The sequence below is a fragment of the Halobacillus sp. AWH4_228 genome, assembly GCF_056158365.1.
Genome location: NZ_JBSWTE010000001.1, coordinates 1243583 through 1266274, shown reverse-complemented (window position 1 = coordinate 1266274; position 22692 = coordinate 1243583). Strand labels below are relative to the sequence as shown.

Genomic DNA, 22692 nt, shown 5'->3' with positions numbered 1-22692 from the left:
GGTATTGGCAAAAGCTTTAGTCCTGCTTCTCTTCTCCGACACCTTTTTCCATGGCTTTCCATGCCAGTGTCGCACATTTGATGCGCGCCGGGAACTTGGCTACTCCCTGAAGGGCTTCAATGTCGCCAAGGTCAAGGCCGTCTTCATCAATGTCTTTCCCCTGCATAAGGTCGGAAAACAGCTCGGACATTTTTAATGCTTCATCAACGGGTCTGCCTTTAATCGCCTGCGTCATCATGGATGCGGAGGAAAGGCTGATGGAACAGCCTTCTCCGTCAAACTTCGCTTCCTGGACCAATCCGTCCTCCACTTGCAGGTAAACCTGTATCCGGTCCCCGCAGGTCGGATTGTTCATATCTACGACCATTGGATTTCCTTCAATGGAGCCACGATTGCGCGGGTTTTTATAATGATCCATAATGACTTGACGGTAAAGGGTATCTAGGTTATTAAAAGACATCGCCAAAATACTCCTTTGTTGTTTGTAATCCAGCGACAAGTCGGTCTATATCTTCTTCTGTGTTGTAGAGATAAAAACTTGCTCTGGCCGTAGCTGAAACGTTCAGCCAGCGCATCAGCGGCTGGGCACAGTGATGTCCCGCACGTACAGCCACCCCTTCAGCGTCAAGCACGGTTGCGAGATCGTGAGGGTGGACATCGCCGAGATTGAACGTTACAAGACCGGCACGATGTTCAGGACCGAAAATCTTCATATCGTCCATCTTGTTCATTTCCTGAACCGCATAGGCAGCCAGTTTTTCTTCATGCCTGCGAATGTTATCCAGTCCGATGTCTGAAAGGAAGTCGATCGCTGCGCCAAGACCAACAGCGCCTGCAATGATCGGCGTACCCCCTTCAAATTTCCACGGAAGCTCTTTCCACGTGGAATCATACAGGTTAACAAAATCGATCATCTCACCACCGAATTCAACCGGCTCCATATCATTCAACAAGGCTTTCTTACCGTAGAGAACACCAATGCCGGTCGGACCGCACATTTTGTGGCCGCTGAAGGCGTAAAAGTCAGCATCCAGGTCATGGACGTCGATGCTCATATGAGGGACACTCTGAGCTCCGTCCACGAGCATGACTGCACCTTTACGGTGGGCGATTTCAGCCACTTCCTTCACCGGGTTGATCGTACCAAGTACGTTGGATACATGCATCATTGCTACAATTTTCGTTTTGTCGGTAATCGCTGCTTCTGCATCTTCCAAACGAACGGTTCCATCGGGCTGCATCGGAATATACTTGAGGACAGCGCCTGTTTCTTTGACGACCTGCTGCCACGGGATGATGTTGCTGTGGTGCTCCATCTGAGTAATGACGACTTCGTCACCTTCAGAAAGGTTCGCACGGCCGTAGCTTGATGCTACCGTATTGATCGCTGTCGTTGTACCACGTGTGAAAATGACTTCCTGTGTACTGGAAGCATTTATGAAGCGGCGGACTTTTTCGCGGGCACCTTCATATTCGTCTGTTGCTTTCGTTCCCAGTGTATGAACACCTCTGTGAACGTTGGAATTGTATCCGCGGTAGTATTCATCAAGCTTCTCAATCACCTGAAGGGGTTTTTGGGAAGTCGCGGAGGAATCCAGGTACACGAGCGGATGCCCATTCACTTCCTGTTGAAGGATTGGGAACTGTTCGCGTACAGCTTTTACATCCATTAATAGACTTTCCTTTCAATTACCTGTCTAAGCTGGCGTTTTACCGCCTCTACAGGCAATTGATTTACCACAGGTGCCAGGAATCCGTGAATAATCAAACGCTCCGCTTCAAAGCGAGAGATTCCACGGCTCATTAGATAATAAAGCTGGATTGGATCCACACGGCCGACAGAAGCAGCGTGACCAGCGGTAACGTCATCTTCATCAATAAGAAGGATCGGGTTCGCATCACCACGTGCATCTTTGCTGAGCATCAGTACACGGGACTCCTGCTCGGCATTGGATTTACTGGCGCCGTGTTCGATTTTTCCGATTCCGTTAAAGATTGCAGAGGCTTTGTCCTTCATAACTCCGTGCTGAAGGATATATCCATCCGACCCTTTTCCGAAATGGGTGATATTCGCTGTAAAGTTCTGCTTCTGCGCTCCACGGCCGATGGCTACTGTTTTCGCATTGGAATGGGAGTTGTCACCGATCAAATGCGTGATGTTTTCAGAGACGGTATCTCCTTCATTCATCTGGCCGAGAGCCCATTCGATCACTGCATCACGATAGGCTACACCGCGGCGGTTCGCATAAACTGTCGTTCCGGCTTCGAAGTTATCCACCGCACCGAAGGAAACCTTCGCTCCGTCTTTAGCGATCACTTCTGCCACAATGTTGGAAGAAGTTTTTTCTTCTTTATTGTGGGAAATATAGTTCTCCACATACGTAACAGAACTGTTTTCCTCTGCCACAACAAGAATGTGGTTAACGAGAGAGGCTTTAGGATCCTCCTGCCAGAAAATCGCCTGAATCGGTTCTTCGATCTGAACGTTCTTTGGAACATAAAGGAAAATCCCGCCGTTCACTAGAGCCGCATGCAGCGCAGTCAAACGGTGTTCGTCCACGTGCACCGCATCATTCATGAAATACTTTTCAACGAGATCGCTGTGCTCACGGACAGCTGTCAGCATGTCTGTAAAGATGACACCCTTGTCCTTCAGCTGCTGTTCAATCGCTGCATAGGCAACGGTATGGTTACGCTGAATTACAAGGTTCTGCTGTTCTTTTTCCTGATCTAAAAAGTCCTTGATTTCAACTGGAAGATCGTCAAGATTTTCAATCTTATCACTCGTTACGTGATGATCGAATTCCGTGAAGTTCCATTTGGATATATTGGTTTTATCTGGTTTTGGTAATGGAAGAGATTCTGATTTCTCCAGAGCACTTAGACGAAGGTTCTTCATCCATTCAGGTTCCTGAAGACCCTGGGAAAAGTTTGTAACATACTCTTTGTCGTATGGTAGTGTGACTTCTACTGTCATGGTTACCCTCCTATCTTATTACGCGTTGACCGTTTCGTCTTCGATGCCAAGCTCCTGCTTGATCCAGTCGTATCCTTCTTCTTCAAGGCGCTGGGAAAGCTCCGGACCACCGGACTTCACAATACGACCCTGCATCATCACGTGTACTTTATCAGGAGTGATGTAGTTCAATAGACGCTGGTAGTGAGTGATGATCAGGCAGCCGAAGGAGTCGTTGCGCATTTCGTTGATCCCTTTGGAAACGACTTTAAGAGCATCAATATCCAGGCCGGAATCAATCTCATCCAGGATGGCAATCGCCGGTTGAATCATCATCAGCTGCAGAATTTCGTTACGTTTTTTCTCACCACCGGAGAAACCTTCGTTCAAGTAACGCTGAGCCATGTTCTTATCCATTTCAAGTGTATCCATCGTGTTGTCCATCTCTTTAATGAATTTCATAAGAGAGATTTCATCACCTTCTTCACGGTGAGCGTTAATGGAAGAACGCAGGAAGTCGGAGTTGGTTACACCGCTGATTTCACTCGGGTACTGCATGGCCAGGAACAAGCCGGCTTTCGCACGCTCGTCTACTTCCATCTCCAGTACGTTTTCACCATCAAGGATGATTTCACCTTTGGTTACTTCATACTTCGGATGACCCATGATTGCAGAGGACAACGTGGACTTACCTGTTCCGTTTGGTCCCATAACTGCGTGGAATTCACCGCCGTTGATTGTTAAGTTTACACCTTTAAGGATTTCCTGACCTTCAATCTCTACGTGAAGATCTTTAATTTCTAATGTTGATCCTGCCATAATGTATACCTCCAGTATCTATTATTATCGAATGTCCAGTCAGACTGAAAACAAACATTCATTCTCAATTTATTCTCATTATAATCTTAAATCATTTTTTATTTGTAATCAACTTTTTCCCACTGGTAAAAGGAGAGGGAAACCTGGACATTGATACATGTTCATTCTCACTTTCCTACATTAGTATAACATGAAAAAATCAGGTGACTAAAGCCACCTGATTGATTCGTTCCTAAACATTATCTATGCAATTGACGGTCCACCTGGGCATGCATTTTCTGAGTTTGTTCGAATTCACGCTGACGCTTTTGTTCTACTTCCAGCCGAGTGTCCAGTCTACGGCTGTACTCCGCATAACTCGTATTGTGAGCCTGATGCATTGCCTTTTCCATTTCAGCGGTGAAATTCAACTGCAGATGGTCATTAATAACGAATCAACCCTTTCAGATTATTTACACAATTTAGGTTACCACAAACCTCTACCCTGTATAAAATCTTCTGAAACCGCATTTTCATTCATATGCGGACCCGCGGACCGATGTAAGCGTTTAATAATTGCATTTCCATTTAATACATTACTTTTTCTTTAATTTTCTAATAATTCAATTAGTTAACGTTGTTCGTTAAATCACTGTAGGCGTCCTGGACAAGGGTAACAGCTTGACTGAGAGCTGCTCCGCCTCCAAAAGCTGCGGCGACTCCACAAGCTTCCATGATCTCTCTTTCCGAAGCTCCCTGATCGACACAGCCTTTGGTGTGGTAGATCATACAGTATTCATCCTGGGCCACGATGCTGATTCCGAGAGCCATCAGCTGCTTGTCTTTTTGTGAAAGCTCTCCGGCTTTAAAACATTCCTGGGAAAATTGACTGAACTGGTGGGCGACTTCAGGCATGTGTTCCGCAAAGACACCCATTCCTTCTTTATAATCGTGTAAATATGTCTGCGTCCACGTCATATTCTGATCCTGCATGTTAAAACCTCCCATAAATAATAAGTGACTGCGGTTAGTATCAACCGCAGTCACTTATTTTATCCGTTATTCAGAATCGTCGGAAACAGGGATAACTGCTCCTTCGTATTCCTCTTCAATAAAGGTTTGAATGTCTTCAGAACGCAGGACTTCCACTAGCGTGTTCAGTGCCTCGTTGTCCTCGTCTTTGCTTTGAGCAGCGATGACGTTCACATAAGGGGAGTTTGTCCCTTCAAGGATGATCGCATCATCTTTTGGTACAAGGTCCGCTTCAATCGCGTAGTTCGTGTTAATCGCTACAAGGACTTCTTCCTCTTTGTTGTACACTTCAGGAAGGCCGGCTGCGTCCACGCCGGTATCAAACTGAAGGTTTTTAGGGTTCTCGACAATATCATTGACCGTGGCATCCACTTTTTCTACACTCTCATCCAGTTTGATCAACCCTTCTTTTTCAAGAAGTGTCAATACACGACCGTGGGTGGATACAGAACGGCTCATGACGAACTCGGTACCTTCTTCTACGTCTTCAAGGTTGTCATACTTTTGGGAGTACACACCGATCGGCTCAATGTGAATCCCGCCGAGATTGGCAAAATCGTAATCATCATTATCCTGCTCTTGAAGTTCCATATAAGGAATCGTCTGGAAATAGTTTGCATCAATACGTCCTTCGGCCAAATCCTGGTTTGGAAGGATGTAATCCTGGTATTCCTCGATATTTAACGTGATCCCTTCTTCTTCAAGAAGCGGCTTTGCTTCTTCAAGAACTTCAGCGTGAGGAACACTTGTTGCTCCTACTGTAATTTCCGTATTTCCTTCACCGCTGGAGGAATCTTCCTCAGAAGAACCGCAGGCGGCAAGAACAAGAACGAATAACAGCGCAACCGCTGTTGTCCAGATTTTTTTCATGAATAATCTCTCCCTTTTGTTTTTTATCTTTTGTCCAATTTACGGGAAGCATAATCACCGATGAATTGGAAAATAAACACAATAATAATGATAAGCACCGTGCAAATGAAGACCACATCAAAATTACTACGCTGGAAACCGTAGAAATAAGCAAAGTCTCCAAGACCACCGGCACCAATCGCACCCGCCACGGCGGTATAACCAATCAGTGCAATGGCGGTCACCGTAATTCCTGAAATAAGGGCAGGCATGGATTCAGGCAGCAGGACTTTGAAGATGATCGTTGATGATTTAGCCCCCATCGCCTTCGCTGCCTCTACGACACCTTTTTCCACTTCCTTCAATGCAATCTCAACAAGTCTCGCGTAAAACGGAGCTCCTCCGATAATTAACGCCGGAAGGGCTGCGTTCGGACCGCGGATCGTTCCAATCAAGAAGTCTGTAAACGGGAACAGAAGCAGGATCAATATAATAAAAGGAATGGCACGGAAAATGTTTACGACAGAAGCTGTCACTGCATTGACCACTTTGTTCTGCCAGAGCCCTCCCGGACCAGATAAATAAAGCAGCAGGCCGAGCAGAATCCCGAGGATAAATGTGCCGGCTACGGAAATCAGAGTCATATACAACGTTTCATTTGTTGCTGTAATCATGTCTTCCATGCGTACGTTTGGCAGTAATCCATTAAGCATCCGGGTTCACCTCCACTTCCACAGAAGTCGAGCGTATATATTCGATTGCCCGGGCTGCTTCCTCATCGTCTCCTTCAAACTGAACAAACATCGTTCCGTAAGCTCCTTTTTGCGTCTGCGTGATCTTCCCGTGAAGAATATTCACATCCAGGACGAACTTCCTGGAGACCTCACTGATCAGCGCTTGGTTGGTACTCTCTCCTACAAAATGCAGCCGGACAATTTTTCCGGACTGGTACTTATCTTTGATCAATTTCAGAGAGTGCTCTTTTTCCTGATCACCCATCACCTGATCGACGAATTTCTTCGTCACTGGCTGATCTGGATGAAGAAATACGTCCAGAACATCTCCCTTTTCAACGATTTTCCCCTGCTCCATGACTGCCACCTGATGACAGATCTTACGAATGACATGCATTTCGTGAGTAATCAAAACTATGGTCAGTCCGAGTTTTTCATTGATGTCTACAAGAAGATCCAATATGGAGTCTGTCGTTTCCGGATCCAGAGCGGATGTCGCTTCATCACAAAGGAGGACTTTCGGGTTGTTGGCCAGCGCCCTGGCAATTCCTACACGCTGTTTCTGTCCACCACTCAACTGGGATGGGTAGGAGTTTCCTCTGCCGGATAAACCGACCAGATCGATCAGTTCGTTCACTCTTTTGCTCCGTTCTTCCTTTGGTACACCGGCAATTTCCAACGGAAAAGCGATGTTATCATAAACCGTTCTGGACCAAAGCAGGTTGAAGTGCTGAAAAATCATTCCGATATCCTGGCGGGCGATACGCAGTTTATTCTTACTGAGGCCCGTTAAATCCTGATCACCGACGTGGATGCTGCCCTCTGTTGGATCCTCCAGTCGGTTCAACAGCCGGATAAAAGTACTTTTACCCGCTCCACTATAACCAATGACACCGTAGATTTCCCCTTTATTTATTGTAAGGCTTAAGCCATCAACAGCTTTCACTTCCCGATCCTTCGTTTGAAAAACTTTAGAAAGATCCTTAATTGTAATCATGATGTGTTCCCTCCCATTCAAAAAACGCCATTCTGTTCGAGAACAGAATGGCGTTTCAATAACAATGTATCTTCTGTTCTCTCATCTGTCAGAGCTGTTATGCTCTGCAGGATTTGGCACCTTGACAGGTCGGTTACACCTGCTGGTTGCCGGGCATCGTAGGGCCAGTCCCTCCGCCACTCTGGATAAGAGATTTTAGCTTATTAAATTATTACTGCTTTAATTCATTTCATAACTACAAAGTGGATTTTAGCACTCTGCCACCAGCGTGTCAACATAAATGAGCTACTTTTCAGAAAAGAAGAACATCTGGATATGCAAAAAAGTCTCTCCTAAAATAGAAGAGACTTTAGTGGATCTCATCTATCAAAGCTTTACGCTCCGCAGGATTTAGCACCGTGCTTTTGCCGGTTGCCGGGTTTCAAAGGGCCAGTCCCTCCACCACTCTGGATAAGTTATGATGTCGCTGTGAAATTATATGTTATGTTAGCATGGAGTCTATACGGACGTCAAAGATAATAATCAGGTATATTTTTACAGTAAGGAGATGAAATCATGAAGGAACGTGCTCCTCAATTTGAGCTTTCTTATATAAATCAGCCCTCCACCTATCGTCTGAGCGACCATTTCGGAAAGGTGATCGTCCTGACTTTCTGGGCATCCTGGTGTCCTGACTGTGGGAGAGACTTACCTAAAAAAGAGCAGCTCTTTGAAACGATGGACAAAGAAAAAGTGGAGCTGGTTACGATTAACGTTCCCGGTCGTGAACGCAGCCCTGATGCCGGAAAGGAATATGCTGAAAAATTTCTTAACCAGCCTACCTTGATTGATGATGGGCGAAGCTTATACGATACGTTCGGCTGCAAGGGCGTCCCTTCCACTATTATCATAGATCAGGAAGGCAGGGTCCACGAATCGTTCGGTGATAAAGCTTCCTTTCTCGATATCGTCCAGTCCCTGGGGGAAATTGTTTAATCATCAAAACAGCGGAAGGCCTCCCACCCGCTTATCACTGGTCATACGGCCGATGAATAAAACCCGCCCTGTTTATGCAGGACGGGTTTTTTACCGTTTTTATCTTGTCATTTCCCGGGGAATAAAGGCGGGTTATAGATAGGGAATGATCTTTTCATACATGTGTGGGACGGATTGAAAAGCATAGACCTTTTCAAGAACTTCTCCTTTATGGGTAATCAAGAGGCATGGAACACTTTCCACTCGATATTGTTCCATCAATGCAGGATGCAGAGAGGCGTTCATTTCCGAGAATAGTGTTTTTTTATACATCTCTTCCAACGTTATCAGCATCTTGCGGGCAAGGTGGCACGTCCCGCAAAAAGGGCTGTGAATAAATGTCATCGTTTTTTCATCCGAGGACAGCACCCAGGCTGCCTCATTTTGTATTAAATTCTGCAAAGCTTCCTCCTAAATTAAATACATCGACTTCACGCTGAAATGACGGCTTAACAGGGCACGGGCGAGTTCCGGCTCGGGAGTAGCCGCCACTTCTCTAAAGGCTTTATCAATATAAATATGCTCTGCGTGCGGAAGTTCCTCTGTCAGCATCTTCCGTAGTTTAAAACCGGAATCATCTTCATCCACAAGGATATAGACCGATCGTTCATCCAGGTTATGTTCAAAGATCATTTCTTCCATTCGCTCAATACCGAGCGTCCCATGGGTACAGATGATTTCGATTTTCTCATCCAGTACTTTGTTCAATTTCTTCTTATCTGTAATCCCTTCAACAATCAAAATCCGTTCTCCATCCATCTTCATCACCTACTATATAGAAACAGACCATGCCATATGGCATGGTCTGAACATGATTAAGATCAAGCACGATCATGTCAGACAAGGAATCATCAGTCCTGCCTGTACAACGGGCTTACTTGTTTTGATTAATCTTCATCAATCATCGCTTCATATTCTTCAGAAGACATCAGCTGCTCAACTTCTGAAGAATCGCTTGGTTCAACAACAACCATCCAGGCTTTATCATAAGGAGACTCATTCACAAACTCAGGGCTGTCTTCCAAATCTTCATTCACTTCTACAACTTTACCGCTGATCGGTGCATATAATTCGGAAACGGTTTTTACAGATTCCACACTTCCGAAAGGCTCGTCTGTTTTTAGTTCTTCTCCCACTTCAGGAAGCTCAACAAAAACGATGTCGCCAAGTTCAGATTGAGCAAAATCCGTGATTCCGACTCTGACTTTTTCTCCTTCTTCTTTCACCCATTCGTGTTCCTGAGAATAACGTAGATCTTTTGGTAAGCTCATATTCGATTACCTCCACAGTTCTTGTTTTTGTTTAATGACAGTTATAAACATAAAAGCCTTCTGCTTTTATTTCCAATGTTCTGCTCATCGGCCCCAGACGTTTTCAAATTCATCGGCTTTGAAACCAACAGTGACATTTGTTCCATCAGTGACGATGGGCCGTTTGATGAGCATCCCGTCTGAAGCGAGCAGGCGCAGCATTTCTTCTTCATCTGCATCTTTCAGCTTTTCCTTCAGGTTTAACTCCCGATACTTCTTCCCACTGGTGTTGAAAAATTTCTTAACCGGTCGTTCACTCCTGGCCGTGAGGTCCTTCAACTCTTCCTGTGAAGGGGGATGTTCAACAATATGTACAGATTCGTAAGGAACCCCTTCATCATCCAGCCATTTTTTCGCTTTTTTACAAGTACCGCAGTTTGGGTACCAGTAGAAGGTAACAGGCATATGCTCCTCCTCCTTCCAACTTGTTACGTCTTATTTTATCACAATGGAGACAATCTTTTCATTGAAAATTACTTTTCCCTCCAATTCCTTTTTCATTCTTTTACATCCTTCCTTCTCTTTATTCAAATGCCTCCAAAAACACTTTTTCCCGGGAAAATTGAATGTCCCTGTGAGGAGAGGATCCCTTCCTCTCTACATGCCAAAAGCCCGCACTTTCAAGTGCGGGCTGGTCACTGATTTATACGTAATATCTTTCGGACTCAATTAATCCCTGGGCAATTTCCCGCTTCTTCGGAATGACGTTCGTCGGTGTATGACGTGTCAGTTTACGAAGAGCACCAAGCATCATACGCAGGGAGTCGCCGGTTTCAGACGCAATCAACGTTTCTTTCGCATGGGCCTCGATTCTGTTAAAGGCTTCCTGTACATACACCTGCGTGTAGAGGAGCTTCTGCTTATTCTTTTCTTCACCAGAACGATGGATGGCTTTCTCCGTACGAAGCAGGGCTGATTCCATGTTATAGATTTCACCGACCATATCAGCGATATTGACGAGCACTTCCTGTTCTTTATCGAGCTTTTCTCCGTACTTCTGAGCGGCAAGGCCGGCGGCAAGAAGTCCGATTTTCTTGGCATTTTTAACTAAATACTTCTCCTGCTCCAATGGCTCCAAACCAGGTTCTTCCGGCATCATCATCATGATTTCCTCCTGGAGTGTCTGAGCTTTTTGGAGGAGAGGAAGTTCCCCTTTCATCGCTTTCTTAAGCAGTGTACCCGGGACGATCATCCGGTTGATTTCATTCGTTCCTTCAAAAATACGGTTGATCCGGGAATCGCGGTACATCCTTTCAACTTCGTACTCCGCCATGAAACCATAACCCCCGTGGATTTGTACGGCTTCATCGGAAGCAAAGTCGAGCAGTTCGGTACCGAACACTTTATTCAAGGAGCATTCAATCGCATATTCAGCAATAACCTTCGCAACAGCTGCCCCGTCTTTCAGCTCTTCATCAGTAAGTTTGCCCATGCTCTGTTCAAACAGCCCGACGGTCCGGTAAACGGAACTTTCATTGGCATACGTGTTTGCGGCAACCGAACCAATTTTCTCCTGGATCAATGGGAACTGTGCAATCGGAGTTTTAAACTGTTTTCTTTCTTTGGCGTATTTCACAGACAGTTCAATCGCCCGTTTCGCTCCGCCAACACCACCGATGGCCAGCTTGTAGCGACCAACATTCAGTATGTTAAAGGCAATAACATGGCCTTTTCCGATGTCCCCAAGGACGTTTTCCACCGGAACTTCTGCATCTTCAAGAATCAATGTACGGGTGGAAGAACTCTTAATTCCCATTTTCTTCTCTTCCGGACCGGTAGATACACCTGGATACTCTCTCTCTACAATAAATGCTGTGAATTTGTCTCCATCAATCTTGGCATACACAACAAATACATCAGCAAAGGCGGAGTTGGTAATCCACTGTTTTTCCCCGTTCAAAATGTAGTGGGTGCCCGATTCATTAAGCTTCGCTGTCGTTTTAGCTCCAAGTGCATCAGACCCTGATCCCGGCTCTGTCAGGGCATAAGCGGCAATCTTTTCACCTGTAGCGAGTACAGGGAGGTATTTATTTTTCTGATCATGATTCCCGAAGAACACAATAGGAAGAGACCCGATCCCCACGTGCGCACCATGAGTGACGGAAAACCCGCCGGCACGGGAGAACTTCTCCGTAATTAAGGATGAACTGATTTTATCCAGCTGGAGACCGCCATATTCTTCAGGTACATCGGCACCGAGCAGTCCAAGATCGCCCGCTTTCTTCAAAAGAGCGACAGAATGTTCAAACTCATGGTTTTCCAGATTCTCAATCTTTGGAACAACTTCACCAAGAACAAAGTCTTCAGCCGTCTTGGCAATCATCAAATGTTCATCTGTAAAGTCCTCCGGGGTAATGACCTGATCGGCCGTTACATCCTCGACAATAAATCCGCCACCTTTAATCATCTCTTTTAATTCACTCATTGGTTGAGCCTCCCCATTAGATTAATTCAAATACCCCGGCAGCACCCATACCGCCGCCGATACACATCGTTACGACACCAAATTGCTCGTTTCTTCTCTTCATTTCATGGATAAGACTCAGCGTCAATTTCGTCCCTGTACAGCCCAGCGGATGGCCAAGGGCAATCGCTCCTCCATTGACATTGACTTTCTCAGGATCAAGACCCAGCTCACGTATGACGCGCAGCGACTGAGAAGCAAACGCTTCATTCAGTTCAAATAGACCAATATCCTGAATGGACAACCCTGCTATTTTCAATGCTTTAGGCACCGCTTCAATGGGGCCGACCCCCATAATTTCTGGTTCTACACCTGCGACAGCAAAAGATCGGAATTTCACGAGTGGCTGGAGCCCCTCTGACTTCGCTTTCTCATGATCCATCACCAGAACGGATGCAGCGCCGTCGCTCATCTGTGAAGAGTTTCCTGCTGTCACGGAACCTCTGGTAGAAAATGCCGGCTTCAGCTTTGCAAGTATTTCCTGTCTTGTGCCGGGACGCACTCCTTCATCGACTGTAAACATCGTTTTCGTTTCCTTCACTTTGTGATCAGCACCAAGTTCTCGATTTGTCACTTCCACCGGTACGATTTCGTCCTCGAATTTCCCTTCCTGAATCGCACGTGCCGCACGTTCATGACTCTGAACAGCAAAAGCATCCTGGTCTTCTCGCGAGATCCCGAAGCGCCCGGCAACCTCTTCAGCTGTATGACCCATGGACATGTAATACTCAGGGGCCTGCTCCACCAATTCAATATTCGGCTTGATCACGTGTCCACCCATAGGGATCAGGCTCATCGATTCGGCTCCTCCCGCAAGTGCGGTGTCACTGTGTCCAAGCATGATTTTTTCAGCGGCGTAGGCGATACTCTGAAGACCTGAAGAACAGTATCGGTTTATCGTAATCGCAGGAACTTTATGATGCAGCCCTGCCAGCCCGGAAATATTGCGGGCCATGTTCATTCCCTGCTCAGCTTCAGGCATGGCGCATCCGATAATGACATCATCAATATTCCCTTCATAACCTCCGGCTCTTTTTAAAGTTTCTTTTATCGTTAAAGCGGCCAGATCATCCGGTCTTGTATGAGCGAGTGCGCCTTTTTTAGCGCGTCCCACCGGTGTTCTTGCTCCCGCTACAATCACTGCTTCTTTCAATGTATGTCCCCTCCTCTATGTCCTCTCCTTTTAGTTACGGAGCGGCTTTCCTTTCATAAGCATGTGCTGCATACGAGCCTGCGATTTCGGCTCACCAATCAGGCTGAGGAATGCCTCTCTCTCCAAGTCCAGCAAATACTGCTCATCGACGAGTGTCCCTTGTTTCAGTCGTCCGCCAGCCAGTACAAAGGCCAGCTTTTCAGCAATTTTCATGTCATGCTCACTTGCGTATCCGCTTAAAACGAGAGACTTCGCTCCAAGAATCATTGTAGCCAGCCCTTGTTCTCCTGTGACGGGGACCTTCGTCCGCTTTGGTGCTTTGTATCCGGAACCGGCCAGACCAAGAACCTTCTGCTTGGCATCATGCAGCAGATGATCTCCGTTTGTACTTACTGCATCTCTTTGATCCAAAAATCCGTTTTCAAGAGCTTCTTCTCCAGAAGTAGATACTTTCGCCATCGCAATCTTTTCAAAGACACTGACGGCCGCCTTTTGAAGGTCAACCTCCACACCCTCAGGGATATTCCGCAGGTGTTTGATATACAGCTCCTTGTTTCCACCACCGCCGGGGATCAGCCCGACTCCTGTTTCGACAAGACCCATGTACGTCTCTGGAGAAGCTTGAATCGCAGCAGACGGAAGGCAGACCTCCGCTCCTCCGCCAAGCGTCATTCCGAATGGTGCTGCAACAACCGGCTTATCGGAATACTTCAATTTCATCATGCTGTCCTGGAAGTTCTTTACGACCATTTCAATTTCAAAGAAGTTGTAATCCTGAGCTTCCATCAGCATCATGCCGAGGTTGGCACCCACACAGAAGTTCTTGGCCTGATTGCCGACGACGAGACCGTGCCAGTCATTCTCATCTACATAATCCACAGCGAAGTTCATCATCTGTACAATATCCAGCCCTATCGCATTACTTCGGGAATGAAATTCGAGAGCAGCCACTCCATCACCTAAGTCAATGAGGCTCGCACCTGCATTTTTCTTAATCACATCTCTTTTCTCTTTCAGACGCTTCAGATTGATTTGTTTTTTATTAAAGACCTTCTCTTTGTACTCCCCATTGTGGTAGTAGTAAACTTTTCCATTTTCGTGTTTATAAAAGGATGGATTCTTATGATCGACCAGCTGCTCCACCCATGAAGGAACCGTTTCCCCTTCGGCCTTCATCCGTTCAACGGAAGATTCAACACCAACAGCGTCCCATATCTCGAATGGACCTGCTTCCCAGCCGAACCCCCACTTCATGGCATCGTCAATAGCAGAAATATCATCAGCGATTTCTCCTGCCAATTCTCCTGAATACAGCAGCACCGGTTTGATGATGGACCAGATCAAGTCACCGGCACGATCTCCTTCTGCCTGAACGAGGGTTTTGAGCTTGCGGTGCAGCCCTTTCTCTTGTTTGGCCGCCTCTGTTGCTTTTGTTTTTAATTTTCCACGCGGCTCATAATCAAGCGTTTCAGGATTCAACTGAAGAATCTCACTGCCTTCTGCTGTTTTATTTTTCAGGAAGAACCCTTGACCGCTTTTCGATCCGAGCCATCCTTTTTCAAGCATCGCCGTCATAAAACCTGGAACTTCAAAAGCTTTCTTCTCGTCTCCTTCCACCTGTTCATAGACATTGTTGGCGACATGGATAAAGGTATCCAGGCCTACAACATCAAGCGTACGGAAGGTTGCGCTTTTCGGACGGCCGATCAACGGGCCGGTTACAGAATCCACCTCACCGACGGAGTATCCTTTTTCAAGCATCTTCTGCACGGTGATGAGGAGGCCGTACGTACCGATACGGTTGGCAATAAAGTTCGGTGTATCCTTGGCTTCCACCACACCTTTACCAAGCACATCCTCTCCAAATGTTTTCATAAACGAGAGGACTTCCGGATCTGTCGCAGCCGTCGGAATCACTTCCAGAAGCTTCAAGTATCGCGGCGGGTTGAAGAAATGCGTTCCGAGAAAATGCTTCTTAAAATCATCGCTGCAGTCGGCGGACATGGCCTCAATGGAGATGCCGGATGTATTGGAGCTAACGATCGAACCGGGCTTACGGTATTGATCCACCTGGGCAAGCACTTTCTTTTTGATATCCAGGTTTTCGACGACGACTTCTATAATCCAGTCGACCTCGCCCAGACGGCTCATATCGTCGGTAAAGTTGCCCGTTTCAATCAAATCAAGATTTTTTTTACTTGTCAGTGGAGACGGCTTCTGCTTTAGGAGAGCTTTCTTATTCTCAACGGCTATACGATTCCGCACCGCTGGGTGTTCAACCGTCAACCCTTTACTCTTTTCCTGCTCGGATAATTCCCGGGGTGCAATGTCCATCATCAGCACAGGGATTCCTGTGTTGGCCAGGTGGGCAGCAATGCCGGCCCCCATCACCCCTGAGCCTAAAACTGCAGCCCGTTTAATTTTTTGTTTCATCATTTCTCCCCCTATCTCTTTGAATGAATACTCATTCATTTTACGGTCAAAAAAATATAGTGCTGAACCGGTATCTACGTCTAATATAAAATATATTCAGACATTTCGCAATCCTTTTCTCCATAAATCTTAAAAATTCTTCCAAGTCCATTTCGTTATGTTAGTGTATGAGCGTCCGGCCGGTTTTGATTAAAAAAAGGAAAGACCGTGCGGGACAGCCCTTCCTCATCTTCCAAATACTCCTTTTAGCACGAAAGCGACGTTTGCCGGCCGTTCTGCGAGACGACGCATGAAGTATCCATACCAATCATTCCCATAAGGTACGTACACACGCATTTTATACCCTTCCTCCACCAATTCTTTCTGACGTTCCACTCGAATCCCGTACAGCATTTGAAATTCAAACTGATCTTTTGATAGGCCTTCACTCTCCACCAATTTCTTTGTATACTCGATCATTTCATCATCATGTGTAGCTACTGCTGTATAATGGCCGTTCATCAAGTGGATCCGGATAATTTTCTTTAAGTTGTCATCCACGTCTTTCTTATCCGGGAAGGCCACTTTGGCAGATTCCTTATAGGCTCCTTTCACAAGTCTCAGGTTCGGGGAATACTCATCAAGCGATTCTATATCTTCAACCGTCCGGTACAAATACGACTGGAGGACGGTTCCGATATGATCATATTCCTCCCTCAACTGCTTGAAAATCTCCAGGGTTCTGCCGCAGCGTTCGTAATCTTCCATATCAATGGTCACAAACACATCATTTTTTTCTGCCGCATCAAGGATCTTCCTCATGTTCTCCATCACAAGCGATTCGGAAATATCCAGCCCCATGGACGTCAGTTTAAGGGAAAGTTGTGAATCGAGATGATGTTCTGCTATGGCTTCAATCGCGGCGATACATCCTTCCGCTGCTTCTCTGGCTTCTACCTCACTGTCAATGAACTCTCCAAGGTGGTCAATCGTGACTGCCATACCCTGGTCATTCAAAAGCCGGATGGTTCTCACAGCATCAGGTACAGAAACACCAGCGACAAACTTACCGGCACCAAAACGGAGTCCATATTTTTTCGCAAGCTTTGTAAAGAAACGGTTTTTCGATAAAAAAAGAAAGAAATTGCGCATCACCTTTTCCATCATGAAGCCCCCTGACTTGTGGTGGGTGTGTTTTTTATAATTTTCAGAAATGTAAACGTTTGTGATTCTATCTTATCATTTTTCTTAATAAAGGGTGAATATTTTCATCTGATATTCGACAAATAAAACCCATCTTTCATTTATACTTCATCCTTAAACAGCCATACTAACAGGGAAAACATAAAGGAGGGAGTTCCATGCAGCAGAACCCGGCAACTGGGTCCATGCAGGGCGCACAGCCGATGGCTCAGGCCCCTGATGTTGTGACCATAAAAGATCAACTATATCTTGCGGACATGCTTTCCTGGAATTTAAACGCTTGTAAAAAAGCTCATTTTTTCGCTCAAAATTGTCAAACCCCTGAAATCCAGGCGGCGTTGGACGAAGCCGGCCAAATGCACCAGCGTCACTACAATAGAATACTGGAGCACCTGAATACACAGGCCAGTAAACCGAATTGAGGAGGGCCGTTATGAATCCGAACCAACCACAAAAAATTCAAAATCCTGAAACGACTGTACCACAGACACCGCAGATGAATGAGCGGGATTTCGTCAACGATCTACTGGCTACGGAGAAGTACATGACATCGTCGTACAGTACAACATTGAATGAGGCGAGTAACCAAGCGATTTATCAGGATCTGGCAACCATCTTCAAGGAAACACAAGACTGTCAGAGAAACCTGTATAACCTCATGTTCAAACACGGATGGTATGCTCTGGAGCAGGAAGAGAACCAAAAGCTTGACCAGGCCTATCAGAAATTTTCCGGTTATCAATCACAGCTTCCTTATACAGTGCAGTAAAAAAAGCCCGGGGCCCCGGGCTTTTCTTATTGTTAAGTATGTGATTAAGGTGGCTTGCGTCCATCATCCCGGTTCCCTATCCTGCTCTGCATCCCATTAAAAAAGCTGTCGGGATCCTTCCCGACAGCCTGAACAGGCCTGGAAAGCCAGGCCCTTTATCCTTATCCAACGACCTCATACCCTTGGGCATGGATGGATTCTTTAATTAGATTTTTACCGACATAGGCTTCGTCGTACACCACATTGACCTTACCACTGTCGAGATGAACCTCTGCTCCGTGCACACCTTCAAGTTTTTCTACTGTATCTTTAACCGTTTTCTGGCAGTGCTCACATGTCATACCGTTCACTTCAAGCGTCATTTCCATTACAAAACACCCTTTCTATTTTCTCGTTTACTTTACCTATTCCACATTGGAAGAGGGGAATAAACCGAAAATCAGCAGAAAGCAGCGCTTTACTGCACACAGTATTTGTAAATGGCTTGCTGAAGAGAATGAAGATAAGAAACTTCAATAGGAAAACGGATATGCTGGAGTTTTGGAACCTGTTCAGGCCGTACTCCTGTAATGACCACAGCGGCTCCCATATAAAATAAAGAAGCGGTCAGACTTTTCAAAGCCTGAGCCCCATCTTTCGGAATATCTCCAACGGCAGTGAAATCCAGCAGCACCCGTTCAATACCACCTTGATTGACACGTTGGAGCAGCGGTTCTTCGACGACATCCATTTTATCCAGGGATAAATCACCAAACAAAGGGATCAACGCCGTTTCCTCTGTAAGAGTAATAAAAGGAGCCGAAAGACGGTTGTTCAACTCCAACGCTTCCTCCAGTTTTTCTTTTTCCTCAAGAAGTTGAAAATTCGTATCATTCAGGCGGGCGCGCAGTTGATTCATCATCGTGGTGACACGCTCCATCTGGTCATCCTTCAATATGAGCAGAACTTCTGCATGAAGGTCATTACTCCATTTGACGTGCAGATCACACGTTACAGGGTTCCTTGCGTTTCCAAAAGGCTTCAGCTGGACTTCCAATGTTACCTTTTTCACTTCCGGATTGATCCACTTTTTCAGCTTGGAAAGACTGCCTTCATCAAATAAGTCCAGGAAATTCTGCGTGATGACAAAGCTGTCTTCTGCTTCCTTGGAATAAGATTGCAGGATGAAGTTTTTGTTGATTGTAAAAACGGGCAGAGGAAAAGAATGGTCAACTCGTTTCATTGATGGATTCTTCCCTTCCTTTTTTGAACCAATGCGTCAGATGTCCGATATTTTTAATTACCATAACCTTCTCGGATTCAAACTCCGACAAGTCAAACTTATAAGCAAGACGGCCGCCGATCATGATGGTCGGCTTCCAATCCAGCTGGGTGAAGGCCTCGATGGATTTCTTTATGGCAGGAATACGATAGGACAAAGCCGCTGATATTCCTATTACATCAGGCTGGAATTTTTTAATTTGTAACATGGAATGTTCCATTGGAAGATCCGGCCCTAAATAACGGACGCGCCAGCCATGCTCTTTGAAAGTGTCGGCGACCATTTTCAGCCCGATATAATGCTGCTCCTCTTCCACTCCGAAGAGAAGGACTTTATAACTTTGCTGCTGACGGCGTTTAGGAGCCCGGTGGTCAGACTCGATTTTTGAAAGAACAAAATCACATATGGCTGTAGCCAGATGCTCATCCGCAACCGATATTTCATTGTTCTCCCACAGCTTTCCCACATGGTACATTGCCGGGGTGATCAGATTTTCAAACACGTAGGCCCTTGGATGGTTCTCCAGGAGACGATACGTGTAGTTCAATGCTTTCTCTTCATCTCCACTCAAAAAAACTTGAGCAAGTTGTTCATGATCCAGATCCAAAATAGTCACCTCTCGTTCAGAGTATGAAGTCGTTTGAGAGCCTGGTCTAAATAGACGATGAACATCTGCTTCTCGTCCTCATCCACAAGAGACTGTCCATCCAGCAGGCGGACGAGCCGCTGAAAATTATCAATAATCAGTCCGGTCGGCACGTTTCTGGACGTCAATACGTTGTTGAGCCAGTCCGTATAGTCCATAAAAAAGTCTACACTTCTCATCTCGTAAGCCGCAGCCAGATGGTCCAAATGATGATGATTGTCTTCTTCGGTCCGGTCTCTCCCATTCTGGCCGAATTTCTCCCAAAGATAGGGATAGGCTTCATAGATTTCTTCTGTTACGATCCGGACAAGGTGGGCCTGTTCCGTGTTATTCATGTTGCCACCACCTCATACTTCTTCACTATTGGAACAATTCCCTTCAACTCTTCGTCAGGGTAATGTTTTTCAAGCTCATGAATTTTCTTGAACTGCTCACTTCTTGCCCAATTCAAATAAGCTTGTTTAGATTCCCACTCCAAGTGAACCGTCAACTCTCCCCGCTTCCGATCGTTCTGGAGAAGCTGAAAAGATAAGAATCCCTCTGCTTCATCTACGAGGCGGGAGCGATTCCGATAAATCTGTATGAGATCATCAGCTTTGTGTTCCGGGACCACTACAGTGGAGTCTACAACAAACATGTCCATTTCCCCAATCTCATTTATTTTCGCTGTATACTATTTTACCATAGCCTCTGAAAATCTGTATAATGGAAAGATTAAACGGGCCTGTGCCGGTCCATATCCAGTTTGGATGGTATGTATAAAATGACACATGAAAAAGCACCGGTTCCCCGGTGCTTTTCTAATAAATTATTGGACAACCTCATCGAGCACATGCATCTCTTCATGGTCCAGAAGGTTTTTGTTAATCATGTCTTCCGCTTCCTTATTCATATGGTCCTGAAGGTCTTTCAATTCTTCCTTGTCACCAACGAGGTAGAAGCGCTCCCAGCCATATTGTTTAGCGGCGCGGTCAATCTTTGGAGCTACGCTCTTATACCAGCGGTAACGGTTGGCTTCGAAGCGCTCTTCAAATTGATCCTGCTTCGAATTCTTCGCTCCGCCTGAACCCATGGACGCCTGGGCTCTGTCTGGACCCTGGTGCATGCGCCAATCCTCTGTATTCAAGTCAAGCTCAAACAATTGTGTATCCTTCAACGTTCCCAGTTCAGCATCCAGCAGCTTAATCTGGTTTTTCTGAGTCAGGACGACACCGGTTTTCGGGAATTTCTGCTGCATTTCCTTCAGCTGATCCAACACTGGAGCTTCCTCCCAGTAGAATTCAGTCTTAACCGGCATCTGGAATCTTTCAGCAAACCAGACCGTATCATCACCTGTAGCAAACAATACGACACTTTTTGCAAAATGCTGCTCGTTTTCTTCTATGAAAGTTTCAACTTTTTCTTTCACTGCCCAGTAGTTTCTTTTCTCATCTGAGTCCCCATCTTCCTGAAGGTAGGACTCAAAGTTGTTCAACCCATTCTTCAAATGGATTTTCCATTCGCCGCCTTGTTGATCAGGGTCGGATGGATCTGTATTCAAATACATCGTAAATACTTTTTGTGGCTTTTCTAAGTGAATATGCTCTAGTTTCTCTAATTCTTTGTTTAAATCCATAATTCAGCGACTCCTTTCAATAGTTCAACTAGCTATATTGTCTATGTTTCCTGAAAGATGATCGCTTAAACTTCTTTTCTACAGGCAAGCTGCTTCTTCAATCCATCCAGCTGGTCTGCGAACTGTTTTGACTCCTGCTCGGTGAGGTTTATTCCTCCGTAACGGGCTTTTTCATAGATCTCAACGACAGGATAGGAGAGCTCCAGCCTCCGGAACCACGCTCCTGCGGATTCACAGGTATGCCTGGGGAACCCAAGCTTTTCTGCTTCCTTCTCGAATCGGCGGAACTGCACTGAATTTTTTAACGGAAAACCGGACCTGCCAAAGAGAAGATTTCTGTTTCTCCCCTCGGTCTGACTGTCCTTTTCTTATATCCGGCATAATCCGATCTTCATGCCGGATATAAGAAAAGCTGCCGATTGGATCATCGGCAGCTCGGAGATCCACCAGGGGCAGATCGTTTCAGAGTTATTCTTTTGTCCATTCATCTACAAGATCCTGATGCTCATCCAGCCATTGGCGGGCACCTTCTTCCTCAGAATCCGCTTCATTTATGGAAGCCATGAGACTCCCAAGCTGATTGTCATCAAGCTTGAAGCTGTCCCACCACTTCACCACTTCAGGGTGATCCTCTTTCAATCCAAGTCTTGCTGCATAGGAAATATTTTCAGAATCCCCATAAACATTTTTCGTATCTTCCAGAATCTTCACATCCATTTCTGCAAAGACCCAGTGCGGCTTCCAAAGTGTCGCTACAATCGGCTCTTCATCAGCCATGGCATTTTTAAGTTCTGTAATCATTGTCGGCTCTCCAGAAGAAAGCAGGGAATAGTCCAAGTCGTATTCTTTAATGGCTTCCTCTGTCAAATTCATAATGCTTGCTCCGGCAGAAATCCCTACAATTTGATTGTCGGAAAACTGATCTGTATTTTTCAGGTCCTCGACCGTATTGATATCTTCCATATAAGACGGAACGGCCAAACCAAGTTCTGTTCCCTCATACCATGTCTCGCGCCAATCGATCTCATCTTTATATTTTTCATAAAAAGGCTGGTCTGTATTCGGAAGCCAGATTTCTGTTCCGATATCGAGGTCACCACTCGCTAGTGCTTCATATAGAAACCCTTTTTCAACCTGTTCCAGCTCCACCGAATATCCTTGATCTTCAAGAATAAGCTTCCACATGTTCGATACAGCCACATTCTCAGCCCAGTTGTTCATTCCAATATGTATCGTGCCTTTATCACCATCACTGCCTGCGTCTGTGCTGCTTTCCTCTGTGGATTCTCCACAGGCCGTCAATACGATCAAACCGGCCATCAGAAAAACGGGCAGCCATCTTTTCCACTGTTTCATACGAACGCCTCCTTTAAAACATTCATCCATTTCTTATGCGTTTCACTCACAATTTCGAATTATACCATAAACATAATTAAGTTCAAACAATTTATTCTGTATAAAAAATATATACAAAAACAG

At 45.7% G+C, this 22692-nt stretch carries 28 protein-coding genes and 2 riboswitches; of the genes, 3 read left to right on the top strand and 25 right to left on the bottom strand.

Annotation, left to right across the window (positions count from 1 at the left end):
• Positions 1-16: 16 nt before the first annotated feature.
• From sufU to ACXADP_RS06180, 9 genes are all read right to left on the bottom strand, one after another.
• Positions 17-460, bottom strand: a complete 444-nt coding sequence (gene sufU, locus ACXADP_RS06220) for a Fe-S cluster assembly sulfur transfer protein SufU (protein ID WP_206933576.1) — start codon at positions 458-460, stop codon at positions 17-19.
• Positions 450-1670: a cysteine desulfurase gene (locus ACXADP_RS06215; protein WP_474971099.1), complete on the bottom strand. Its 1221-nt coding sequence runs from the start codon at positions 1668-1670 to the stop codon at positions 450-452. Before ACXADP_RS06215 ends, sufU begins: the two co-directional genes overlap by 11 nt.
• On the bottom strand, positions 1670-2977 hold the full coding sequence (gene sufD, locus ACXADP_RS06210; RefSeq protein WP_474969307.1) for a Fe-S cluster assembly protein SufD: 1308 nt from the start codon (positions 2975-2977) through the stop codon (positions 1670-1672). The genes ACXADP_RS06215 and sufD overlap by 1 nt, the downstream gene beginning before the upstream one ends.
• 18 nt (positions 2978-2995) lie before the next feature.
• A complete protein-coding gene (gene sufC / locus ACXADP_RS06205; RefSeq protein ID WP_027956417.1) occupies positions 2996-3775 on the bottom strand; it encodes a Fe-S cluster assembly ATPase SufC in 780 nt (259 codons plus the stop codon).
• Between the two features lie 239 nt (positions 3776-4014).
• A complete protein-coding gene (locus ACXADP_RS06200; RefSeq protein WP_169516222.1) occupies positions 4015-4155 on the bottom strand; it encodes a YuzK family famiily protein in 141 nt (46 codons plus the stop codon).
• Between the two features lie 226 nt (positions 4156-4381).
• Entirely contained in the window at positions 4382-4747 is a 366-nt protein-coding gene (locus tag ACXADP_RS06195; RefSeq protein ID WP_474969309.1) for a carboxymuconolactone decarboxylase family protein, read from the bottom strand.
• 66 nt (positions 4748-4813) lie between these two features.
• A complete protein-coding gene (locus ACXADP_RS06190; RefSeq protein ID WP_474969310.1) occupies positions 4814-5656 on the bottom strand; it encodes a MetQ/NlpA family ABC transporter substrate-binding protein in 843 nt (280 codons plus the stop codon).
• A 23-nt stretch (positions 5657-5679) separates the two neighbouring features.
• Complete coding sequence (locus ACXADP_RS06185) at positions 5680-6348, bottom strand: methionine ABC transporter permease (RefSeq protein WP_160838465.1); 669 nt, start codon at positions 6346-6348, stop codon at positions 5680-5682.
• A complete protein-coding gene (locus ACXADP_RS06180) occupies positions 6341-7366 on the bottom strand; it encodes a methionine ABC transporter ATP-binding protein (protein ID WP_474969311.1) in 1026 nt (341 codons plus the stop codon). Before ACXADP_RS06180 ends, ACXADP_RS06185 begins: the two co-directional genes overlap by 8 nt.
• Before the next feature lie 78 nt (positions 7367-7444).
• Positions 7445-7558, bottom strand: a riboswitch (SAM riboswitch).
• A 164-nt stretch (positions 7559-7722) separates the two neighbouring features.
• Positions 7723-7823: riboswitch (SAM riboswitch) on the bottom strand.
• Between the two features lie 98 nt (positions 7824-7921).
• On the opposite strand from ACXADP_RS06180, the gene ACXADP_RS06175 reads away from it, so the two are divergent.
• Complete coding sequence (locus ACXADP_RS06175) at positions 7922-8341, top strand: TlpA family protein disulfide reductase (protein ID WP_474971098.1); 420 nt, start codon at positions 7922-7924, stop codon at positions 8339-8341.
• Between the two features lie 132 nt (positions 8342-8473).
• Here ACXADP_RS06175 and ACXADP_RS06170 read toward each other — a convergent pair whose 3' ends face one another.
• The 8 genes from ACXADP_RS06170 to ACXADP_RS06135 form a co-directional block, all read right to left on the bottom strand.
• Positions 8474-8782, bottom strand: coding sequence for a thioredoxin family protein (locus ACXADP_RS06170; protein ID WP_474969313.1), 309 nt, complete (start codon positions 8780-8782; stop codon positions 8474-8476).
• Positions 8783-8791: 9 nt separating this feature from the next.
• The gene (locus ACXADP_RS06165; RefSeq protein ID WP_027956410.1) at positions 8792-9139 is read right to left on the bottom strand and encodes a toprim domain-containing protein; all 348 of its coding nucleotides are present in this window, start codon (positions 9137-9139) and stop codon (positions 8792-8794) included.
• A gap of 128 nt (positions 9140-9267) precedes the next feature.
• On the bottom strand, positions 9268-9651 hold the full coding sequence (gene gcvH / locus ACXADP_RS06160) for a glycine cleavage system protein GcvH (RefSeq protein WP_027956409.1): 384 nt from the start codon (positions 9649-9651) through the stop codon (positions 9268-9270).
• Between the two features lie 84 nt (positions 9652-9735).
• On the bottom strand, positions 9736-10095 hold the full coding sequence (locus ACXADP_RS06155) for an arsenate reductase family protein (RefSeq protein WP_474969314.1): 360 nt from the start codon (positions 10093-10095) through the stop codon (positions 9736-9738).
• A gap of 238 nt (positions 10096-10333) precedes the next feature.
• Positions 10334-12115, bottom strand: a complete 1782-nt coding sequence (locus tag ACXADP_RS06150; protein ID WP_474971097.1) for an acyl-CoA dehydrogenase family protein — start codon at positions 12113-12115, stop codon at positions 10334-10336.
• 16 nt (positions 12116-12131) lie between these two features.
• Complete coding sequence (locus ACXADP_RS06145; protein WP_474969316.1) at positions 12132-13307, bottom strand: acetyl-CoA C-acetyltransferase; 1176 nt, start codon at positions 13305-13307, stop codon at positions 12132-12134.
• A gap of 30 nt (positions 13308-13337) precedes the next feature.
• Positions 13338-15740: a 3-hydroxyacyl-CoA dehydrogenase/enoyl-CoA hydratase family protein gene (locus ACXADP_RS06140; RefSeq protein ID WP_474971096.1), complete on the bottom strand. Its 2403-nt coding sequence runs from the start codon at positions 15738-15740 to the stop codon at positions 13338-13340.
• Positions 15741-15965: 225 nt separating this feature from the next.
• On the bottom strand, positions 15966-16883 hold the full coding sequence (locus ACXADP_RS06135) for a proline dehydrogenase family protein (RefSeq protein ID WP_474969318.1): 918 nt from the start codon (positions 16881-16883) through the stop codon (positions 15966-15968).
• Between the two features lie 197 nt (positions 16884-17080).
• Here ACXADP_RS06135 and ACXADP_RS06130 point away from each other — a divergent pair, with 197 nt between their 5' ends.
• Both ACXADP_RS06130 and ACXADP_RS06125 read left to right on the top strand, forming a co-directional pair.
• Complete coding sequence (locus ACXADP_RS06130; RefSeq protein ID WP_474969319.1) at positions 17081-17344, top strand: hypothetical protein; 264 nt, start codon at positions 17081-17083, stop codon at positions 17342-17344.
• An 11-nt stretch (positions 17345-17355) separates the two neighbouring features.
• On the top strand, positions 17356-17691 hold the full coding sequence (locus ACXADP_RS06125) for a spore coat protein (protein WP_474971095.1): 336 nt from the start codon (positions 17356-17358) through the stop codon (positions 17689-17691).
• 161 nt (positions 17692-17852) lie between these two features.
• On the opposite strand, the gene ACXADP_RS06120 is transcribed toward ACXADP_RS06125, so the two are convergent.
• From ACXADP_RS06120 to ACXADP_RS06085, 8 genes are all read right to left on the bottom strand, one after another.
• Complete coding sequence (locus ACXADP_RS06120; RefSeq protein WP_474969321.1) at positions 17853-18059, bottom strand: copper ion binding protein; 207 nt, start codon at positions 18057-18059, stop codon at positions 17853-17855.
• 89 nt (positions 18060-18148) lie between these two features.
• Entirely contained in the window at positions 18149-18913 is a 765-nt protein-coding gene (locus tag ACXADP_RS06115) for an STAS domain-containing protein (RefSeq protein ID WP_474969322.1), read from the bottom strand.
• On the bottom strand, positions 18900-19568 hold the full coding sequence (locus ACXADP_RS06110) for a cobalamin B12-binding domain-containing protein (protein WP_474971094.1): 669 nt from the start codon (positions 19566-19568) through the stop codon (positions 18900-18902). Before ACXADP_RS06110 ends, ACXADP_RS06115 begins: the two co-directional genes overlap by 14 nt.
• The gene (locus tag ACXADP_RS06105) at positions 19565-19933 is read right to left on the bottom strand and encodes a hypothetical protein (RefSeq protein ID WP_474969324.1); all 369 of its coding nucleotides are present in this window, start codon (positions 19931-19933) and stop codon (positions 19565-19567) included. Before ACXADP_RS06105 ends, ACXADP_RS06110 begins: the two co-directional genes overlap by 4 nt.
• The gene (locus tag ACXADP_RS06100) at positions 19930-20235 is read right to left on the bottom strand and encodes an antibiotic biosynthesis monooxygenase family protein (RefSeq protein WP_474969325.1); all 306 of its coding nucleotides are present in this window, start codon (positions 20233-20235) and stop codon (positions 19930-19932) included. Before ACXADP_RS06100 ends, ACXADP_RS06105 begins: the two co-directional genes overlap by 4 nt.
• A gap of 171 nt (positions 20236-20406) precedes the next feature.
• Positions 20407-21213: a VLRF1 family aeRF1-type release factor gene (locus ACXADP_RS06095; RefSeq protein ID WP_027956395.1), complete on the bottom strand. Its 807-nt coding sequence runs from the start codon at positions 21211-21213 to the stop codon at positions 20407-20409.
• A 65-nt stretch (positions 21214-21278) separates the two neighbouring features.
• On the bottom strand, positions 21279-21506 hold the full coding sequence (locus ACXADP_RS06090) for a DUF4129 domain-containing protein (protein WP_474969326.1): 228 nt from the start codon (positions 21504-21506) through the stop codon (positions 21279-21281).
• 175 nt (positions 21507-21681) lie between these two features.
• The gene (locus tag ACXADP_RS06085; protein ID WP_474969327.1) at positions 21682-22569 is read right to left on the bottom strand and encodes a glycine betaine ABC transporter substrate-binding protein; all 888 of its coding nucleotides are present in this window, start codon (positions 22567-22569) and stop codon (positions 21682-21684) included.
• Between the last annotated feature and the right edge of the window lie 123 nt (positions 22570-22692).